At 40.1% G+C, this 7,539-nt stretch carries 7 protein-coding genes; 4 read left to right on the plus strand and 3 right to left on the minus strand.

Annotated elements, in window-relative coordinates:
* From B3Y13_RS06735 to B3Y13_RS06750, 4 genes are all read left to right on the plus strand, one after another.
* A partial coding sequence (locus B3Y13_RS06735) for an SPOR domain-containing protein (protein WP_296693526.1) occupies positions 1-350 on the plus strand: 350 nt, incomplete at its 5' end.
* A gap of 172 nt (positions 351-522) precedes the next feature.
* Entirely contained in the window at positions 523-1,986 is a 1,464-nt protein-coding gene (locus B3Y13_RS06740) for a hypothetical protein (protein WP_296693529.1), read from the plus strand.
* Positions 1,987-2,177: 191 nt separating this feature from the next.
* A complete protein-coding gene (fusA, locus tag B3Y13_RS06745) occupies positions 2,178-4,262 on the plus strand; it encodes an elongation factor G (RefSeq protein WP_296021555.1) in 2,085 nt (694 codons plus the stop codon).
* 66 nt (positions 4,263-4,328) lie between these two features.
* Complete coding sequence (locus B3Y13_RS06750; RefSeq protein WP_296021559.1) at positions 4,329-5,003, plus strand: ATPase domain-containing protein; 675 nt, start codon at positions 4,329-4,331, stop codon at positions 5,001-5,003.
* 69 nt (positions 5,004-5,072) lie between these two features.
* On the opposite strand, the gene B3Y13_RS06755 is transcribed toward B3Y13_RS06750, so the two are convergent.
* The 3 genes from B3Y13_RS06755 to B3Y13_RS06765 all read right to left on the minus strand — a co-directional run.
* Positions 5,073-5,876, minus strand: a complete 804-nt coding sequence (locus tag B3Y13_RS06755) for a hypothetical protein (RefSeq protein WP_296667558.1) — start codon at positions 5,874-5,876, stop codon at positions 5,073-5,075.
* A 43-nt stretch (positions 5,877-5,919) separates the two neighbouring features.
* Positions 5,920-7,236: a formate--tetrahydrofolate ligase gene (locus B3Y13_RS06760; RefSeq protein WP_296693531.1), complete on the minus strand. Its 1,317-nt coding sequence runs from the start codon at positions 7,234-7,236 to the stop codon at positions 5,920-5,922.
* A partial coding sequence (locus tag B3Y13_RS06765; protein ID WP_296693533.1) for a helicase HerA-like domain-containing protein occupies positions 7,173-7,539 on the minus strand: 367 nt, incomplete at its 5' end. The genes B3Y13_RS06760 and B3Y13_RS06765, both read right to left, overlap by 64 nt.

Here is a 7,539-nt window from a genome sequence, read left to right on the forward strand (position 1 = left end):
TTTCAAAAACAGTTTCAAAAAAAGAAACTCCGGCAAAAAAAGTTACAGCAACTGCAAAATCTGTTTCAAAAACCGCAAAATCGGCAAAAACCACAGCGCAAAAACCAGTTTCTTACTGGATTCAGGTGGGCTCATACGAAGCAAAAAAATCCGCGGACGAAGCGCGCACAAGCCTCGAAAACAACAAAATTCCGAACGAAGTGTTCACTTACAACGACGCAAAAGGAAAATTGTTCTACCGTGTACGCGTCGGACCTTACACAACAAAAAGCGAAGCCGAATATTGGCAAAAACGCATTGCCTCGACAAATGAATTTGCAAAAATAAACAGCTATATAGTTCAAAATTAAGGGCGGCTGGGGCAATTCNNCAGGGCTACGGCATTCGCCTCCGACCAAACGCAGGCGTTTGTTTGCCTCCGGCCCCCCTCCAATCATTGCCGCAAAATAAAATTCCCGTTTTTTTTCAAAAATATTTCCAAAAAATTGTCAAAAATTAACATTCATCTCAACTTATATTGTGATGAAAAGATTATTTCTATTAGGTTTTATTTTACAAATATTTTTTCCAGCTTTCGGAAAAGAGCCTCAATTCAATTTTGAATTAAAATCCAGCGGAAACTTTTATTTTTCTGCAAACGAACAAAATTCTTTTTCAGGTTCAGGCGGAATTCTGGTTAACTTCGGTTCAATTTTTTTGAGAGGCTTTGTTTCTGTTCCAAAAAGCGAATTTTCAGAATTTTCTTCTGCCTTTAAATCGAAAAATTTTAATTCGATTTTTTCAGACAGACGCTGGAGCGCAAATTCAACTCTTTTTAAAAACACAATTCCTTTAACGCTTGCCGCAGGTTCAATCAGTTTTTCAAAATCGATTGGACGCTTAAAAAATCCTGTGCCCGCAATTTCGTCAAATCCTGTTCAAAAAAGTTTTCCGGTTTCGGCAGGAATCGGCTTTTCTCTTCCGACTATTTCCTCAACCGAAAAGCCGCCCGCCTTTTTCTGCAGTCTGGATTTTTTTAAGAAAAACATTCCGTTTTTGGTCCAGGCAGCGTTCAGATACGAAGACCGGGCGGCTTTTTTTAGCGCAAAAACAAAAATTCATTTTTCAAAAAAAATATTTTTTCAAAGCCACATAACTTTTTCTTCAACAATTCTGGAAAATAATTCTTCGTATCTTAAAAAAAACAACTGTACTTTTACAAGCCAAAGATGCAATTCTTTTTTCTGGGAAAACTTTTTCATCTCGCCTTTTTTTAAATTCAATTTTTATTCATGTCTTCAGCAAAATCCTTACGGAATCAACGCTTTTTACTTTAATTCAAAAATAAGACTTTCAGCGCAAAATTTTATTCTTGATGCTTCTTTTTTTGCAATTCCGACAACAAAAATTTCTCCAAAAGCGGTTCCGCTCATTTCTTCAGATTCGTCAATCATAAAAACGGCAGAGCAGGCTTCTTTAAACCCGCAGCTTGTTTTTCTTACGAAAGGCGGAAATTTGCTCAGATTCGGCATAACTGCCACCGAAACATGGAAAATTGCCGGAACAAGCGAAGTTTCTTCAATAAATATTGCAAAAATTGCGGCAGGCTTTATCTTTGAAAAACCAAATTTTTCGTTCAAATCGAATTTTACCGGCGGAAACATTCTTATTTCTGGAAATCCGCCTTCAAAAAGTTCAATTCCAAATAAATTTTACGAAATTCTGTTCGGCATATCAAAAACTTCTCCGAATTTTTCAAAAAAATTTACTATAAAAGGAAGACATTATCCGTCTAAAACCGAAAATGACAGCGTAAAACAAGAATTTTCGCTAGATTCTTCAATATCGCTCGGAAGAAAACGCAACATAAGAATTTCTGGTTCGCTCGCTTCAGTTTTATACAACGGAACAAAAGACAGCAGCACATATTCTCTGTCCGCCGCCTGGAAAATTAAAAAAAAGCACTTTACATCATCAATAAAAATCACATTCAAACAAAAAAACTAACAACAATTGATTATTTTTTTTAGCGCAAGGTTTTGTTTTTAAGGAATTAAAGTAATTTTTACTTTTTACCAATTGAATAACGTACAAAATTCAGTTATATTGTTTTAATCTACCGTTATCTTGAAATCATTATATATGATAAATTTTTAAACGGTTTTTAAATTGTAAACTTTTTTTTGAGAGGTAACAATATGGCTTTTGATATTACTAAAGTACGTAATATCGGTATCAGTGCCCACATTGACTCAGGCAAAACAACAACTTCTGAACGTATTTTGTTCTATTGTAACAAAATTCACGCTATTCACGAAGTTCGCGGTAAAGACGGTGTTGGCGCTGTAATGGATAACATGGAACTGGAACGCGAACGCGGTATTACAATCCAGTCAGCTGCAACACAGGTTCAATGGAAAGACACAACAATCAACTTGATCGACACACCGGGACACGTTGACTTTACAGTAGAAGTTGAACGCTCTCTTCGCGTTCTTGACGGTGCAATCATGATTCTCTGTGCTGTAGCAGGTGTTCAGTCACAGTCTATTACAGTAGACCGACAGCTCAAACGCTATCATGTACCTCGCGTTGCATTCGTAAACAAATGCGACCGTCAGGGTGCAAATCCAATTCGTGTATGCGGTCAGCTTCGCGACAAACTCGCTCTCAATGCACACATGGTTGAACTTCCAATCGGTCTTGAAGACAAACTCGAAGGTGTTGTAGACCTCGTTGGAATGAAAGCAATTTACTTCGATGGTGAAAACGGTGAAAATCTCCGCTATGCAGATATTCCAGCTCATATGAAAGACGATGCCGCACGCTATCATCAGGAATTGATTGAAGAAGCAGCAAACTTCGATGACGCCCTTATGGAAAAAGTTCTCGAAGGCGAAGAACCAACAGAAGAAGAACTCATTGCTGCAATCCGCAAGGGAACTCTTGCAGAACAGTTTGTCAGTGTATTCTGCGGTTCAGCTCACGTAAACAAAGGTATTCAACCACTTCTCGATGGTGTTGTCCGCTATCTTCCTAACCCGACAGAAGTTCACAACTATGCTCTCGATCTCGACAAAAACGAAGAACAAGTTGAACTTTTCAATGTTCCAGACAAGCCAGCTGTTGCACTCGCATTCAAACTCGATGATGGTCAGTTCGGTCAGCTCACATACATCCGTATTTACCAGGGACGTATTCCAAAAGGATGCGAACTTACAAATACTCGTACAGGCAAAAGATTCAAGGTTGGTCGTCTTGTACGCATGAATTCTGCTGCAATGGAAGATATTAGCGTTGGAGAACCAGGCGACATCTGTGCATTGTTCGGTGTTGACTGTGCTTCAGGCGATACTTTCTGTGCAGAAGGAATCAACGTAGCTATGACTTCTATGTTCGTTCCAAAGCCAGTTATTTCCCAGGCTATCAAGCCAAAAGACAAGTCAATGGCCGCAAATTTTGCTAAAGCCCTCAACCGCTTTACAAAAGAAGACCCTACCTTCCAGACAGAGCTTGATCCAGAATCAAATGAAACAATCATCAAAGGTATGGGTGAACTCCACCTTGCAGTATACGTTGAGCGTATGAAACGTGAATACAAATGCGAAGTAGAAGTAACTCCTCCAAAGGTTGCTTACCGTGAATCAATCCAGGCTCGTGCAGACTTCAACTACACACACAAAAAGCAGACAGGTGGTTCTGGTCAGTACGGACGCGTTGCAGGATTCATGGAGCCTCTCGCCGACAAAGACTACGAATTTGTAGACGCAATCAAGGGCGGTGCAATTCCTAACGAATACATTCCTTCTTGTGATAAAGGTTTCCGCCGCGCAATGGAAAAAGGCTCTCTTATCGGAGCTCCAGTTGTTGGTGTAAAAATAACAATTAACGACGGTCAGTACCATCCAGTTGACTCTTCTGATATTGCATTCCAGACAGCTGCTATCGGTGCATTCCGTGAAGCTTATGAAAAGGCAAAGCCTGTTATTCTTGAACCAATCATGAAGGTTTCTATCGAAGGACCTACTGAATTCCAGGGAAATATGTTTGGTCTTATCAACCAGCGCCGTGGTGTAATTCTCGAATCAACAGATGAAAACAACATCTCAACTGTAAACGCAGAAGTTCCACTTTCAGAAATGTTCGGATTCTCAACAATCCTTCGTTCTTCTACACAGGGAAAAGCTGAATTTACAATGGAATTCCTTAAATATGGAAAAGTTCCAAACGCTGTAGCTGATGAGCTTATCAAAAAGCATCAGGAAGCAAAAAAGAACGCTTAATTCGATTTAAGCAACTCAAAAAAGTCCGGTATTTTGCCGGACTTACATTTCCTATAGGAGAAACACATGGTAAAACAGGATCTTTACAATAAAAGCCCAGTTCGCCTTTTTGATGCTGCAACAGAAGGTGGTCTTAAAGAAGGTGGCCTCGGTCTAGTTACTTCTAAAAAAGGCTTGGGAAAGACATCAGTGCTTGTTCAGTTTGGAATGGACACTTTGTTAAAAGACGAACAGCTTGTTCACGTAACTTTTGATCTTCATTCTTCAAACGTAATTTCATGGTACGATGGAATTTTTGCAGAAATTGCTAAAAAATCAGCAGGAAACAGTGCGGAACTAAAAACAGATGTAGTTTCAAAACGCACAATCCTCAACTTCTCTCTCGACAACTTCTCTGTTACAAAAGTTGTAAACACACTCAAAGCTCTTTCTGCAGCAGGAATTGCTGTAAAAGGCGTTGTAATGGACGGAATCGACTTTACAAAAGTTTCAGAAGACGATGTTAAAGCAGTTGCAGGCTATGCACAGTCAGAAAAAGTAACTGTATGGACTTCTGCAACATCAGAAGGCGCTAAACTTGCAGATGTAGTTCCTGCAAACTTGGAAAAATATTTCGATGTTGTTATAAATCTCTCTCAGACAGGTTCAAACGTCGCTGTAGATATTCTTAAACTCGGCGACAAAAAAGACGTAGAATCTGGTCTTAAGCTTGATTCAAAAACATTGCTTATTTCTAAATAAACATAATTTTTAGAAGCAACAAAAAGCCCGTGGCATTCGCCACGGGCTTTTTGTTGTGATTTTTTTAACTTATTTCCACGGACACAAAAACGAACTCAATTTTCTTTGACCGAGAGACTCTTTATCATCTGCAATCAATTCATCCCACGGAACAGAAGTGCGTTTTTCTTTATCTTCCAGACACTCCGGATGTTCCTCAAACCAATCGTATTTGTAAAGACGCAGACGGCAGGCATTCATACAACTGAGCGTAATTCCATTCAACCCAGGAATCAGGCCAAATGTAAGAATCGTCAGAACACAAAGCACAAGATTATGCAAAAGCATTAAAAATGAAAAACCCGCATTGTCAAAATATACAATAAACGATTTTTTTAAATTCTTTCCAAAAGTATTGTCTTCCTGCAAAAAATACAATGGAACAAACCACTGCAAAGCCATAACAACAATAATAAAAAACCAGGCAAGAACCGCAGCAAGCAAAATGCTCATCAAACTTCCGTTTTTAAAATACATTCCAAGGTAAAAAATAAAGGCAATTCTTACAACCAAAACCAAAACCGCAAGCAACGCGCCAAAGATAAAGCCAGTCAAAAAACATTTTTTTAAGGAAGCAAGAAATAAGCTCCATCTCGGCGAATTAAAATCCGCAATTTTACGCGCATTTGCTCCCCATGCGAACAAAACGCTCATCAAAACTCCAGCACATATAACAAAAATTACGTTAGGAAGATAAGGATTTATTGCAACAGAAGCAGAAATTGCAAAATAAGAGCCGACGCCAATTGCAACAGGCAAAACATTTGTCAAAATAAGATAAAAAAGATTATCCCAAACATCACAAAAATTTTTTTTCAAAAAAAATCCGAACATTTTTTCTCCAGCAGATTTTGTTTTTATCAGTACAGTTTTAATTCTAGAATAATCCAGAGATTTTTCCGTCATCGTCTACATCGATATTCAAGGCAGCAGGCAACTTGGGAAGGCCTGGCATTGTCATAATATCGCCAGCGAGCACAACAACAAAGCCAGCGCCGCTGTATAGCTGACAATCGCGCACAGGGAAAACATAATCTTTTGGAGCGCCAATCAATTTTGGATCATGACTGATAGAATTTTGCGTTTTTGCAATACAAACAGGCAGTTCCTTAAAACCACGCTCTTCGTATTCACGCAATTTTTTAAGAACGCTAGGCGGAAATTCAACAGACTTTGCACGGTAAATTTCTTTAGCAATAGTTCGAACCTTGTCTGCAAGCGAAAGATGAGATTCGTAAAGGTAATGAAAATTAGCTTCTCCAGATTCGGCAATCTCGACAACTGTATGAGCAAGCTCGGTCATGCCTTCTCCACCTTTGCCCCAGCCTTCGCACAAAACAGCCTTTGAGCCTTTTTCCGCACAAAGTTTTTTCAAAAGCTCAATTTCTTCTTCAGTATCAGTAACAAATTTATTTATTGCAACAACGGAAGGAACTCCGAATTTAGAAATATTTTCAATGTGGACGGCAAGATTTTCAAACCCTTTTCTCAAAGAGTCTGTGTCCGGCATAGAAAGATCGGCCTTTGCGACTCCGCCGTGCATCTTAAGGGCGCGGACAGTAGCAACAATTACAACTACGTCAGGACTTAATCCAGCAGTACGGCATTTAATGTCCATAAATTTTTCTGCGCCAAGGTCAGCGGCAAATCCAGCTTCTGTAACAACATAGTCGCCACAAGCAAGAGCACTGTATGTTGCATTGATAGAATTTGTTCCTTGCGCAATATTTGCAAACGGTCCTCCATGAACAAATACCGGATTTTTTTCCAATGTTTGCACAAGATTAGGACGAATTGCATCTTTTAAGAGAGCAGCAATCGCTCCAGTACACTTTAATTCACCAAATCTTACTGCCCTTTTGTCATAAGTTTGGCAGATTGTAATATTATCAATTCTCTTTTTTAAATCGGAAATCGAAACCGAAAGACACACAATAGCCATAAGTTCCGATGCAACCGAAATTATAAAATGATCTTCTCGCGGAACACCGTCTGTTCTTCCGCCCAAACCAATTGTAATATTTCGCAGCTCCCGGTCATTAAGGTCAACACAACGCTTCCAAATAATTGTGCGCGGATCAAGGTGAAGAGCATTTCCCTGCTGAATATGATTATCGATTAAAGCCGCAATCAGGTTGTTCGCAATCGAAATCGCATGAATGTCACCCGTAAAATGCAGATTGATTTCTTCCATCGGAACAATCTGTGCATAACCGCCGCCACACGCACCGCCTTTAGCTCGGTGGGCGTATAGGCGCGCAGCGCGTGCTGCACGCGGTTGGAGAGCTGCGCGAGCACCGCGTCGGGAATGTCGCTCGGGCTCTGCGTCACAAAGAACACGCCCACACCCTTCGAGCGGATGAGCTTGACGGTCTGCTCGATCTTCTGCACGAGCACCGCCGGGGCATCGCGGAAGAGCATGTGCGCCTCGTCAAAGAAAAAGACAAGCTTCGGAAGGTCCATGTCTCCAACCTCAGGGAGCGTTGAATATAACTCC

The sequence above is a fragment of the Treponema sp. UBA7567 genome, assembly GCF_002476655.1.
Lineage (GTDB): Bacteria > Spirochaetota > Spirochaetia > Treponematales > Treponemataceae > Treponema_D.

Coding starts and splice junctions, on each gene's coding strand:
- B3Y13_RS06740 (WP_296693529.1), top strand. CDS start 523: ATGAAAAGATTATTTCTATTAGGTTTTATTTTACAAATATTTTTTCCA.
- fusA (WP_296021555.1), top strand. CDS start 2,178: ATGGCTTTTGATATTACTAAAGTACGTAATATCGGTATCAGTGCCCAC.
- B3Y13_RS06750 (WP_296021559.1), top strand. CDS start 4,329: ATGGTAAAACAGGATCTTTACAATAAAAGCCCAGTTCGCCTTTTTGAT.
- B3Y13_RS06755 (WP_296667558.1), bottom strand. CDS start 5,876: ATGTTCGGATTTTTTTTGAAAAAAAATTTTTGTGATGTTTGGGATAAT.
- B3Y13_RS06760 (WP_296693531.1), bottom strand. CDS start 7,236: ATGGAAGAAATCAATCTGCATTTTACGGGTGACATTCATGCGATTTCG.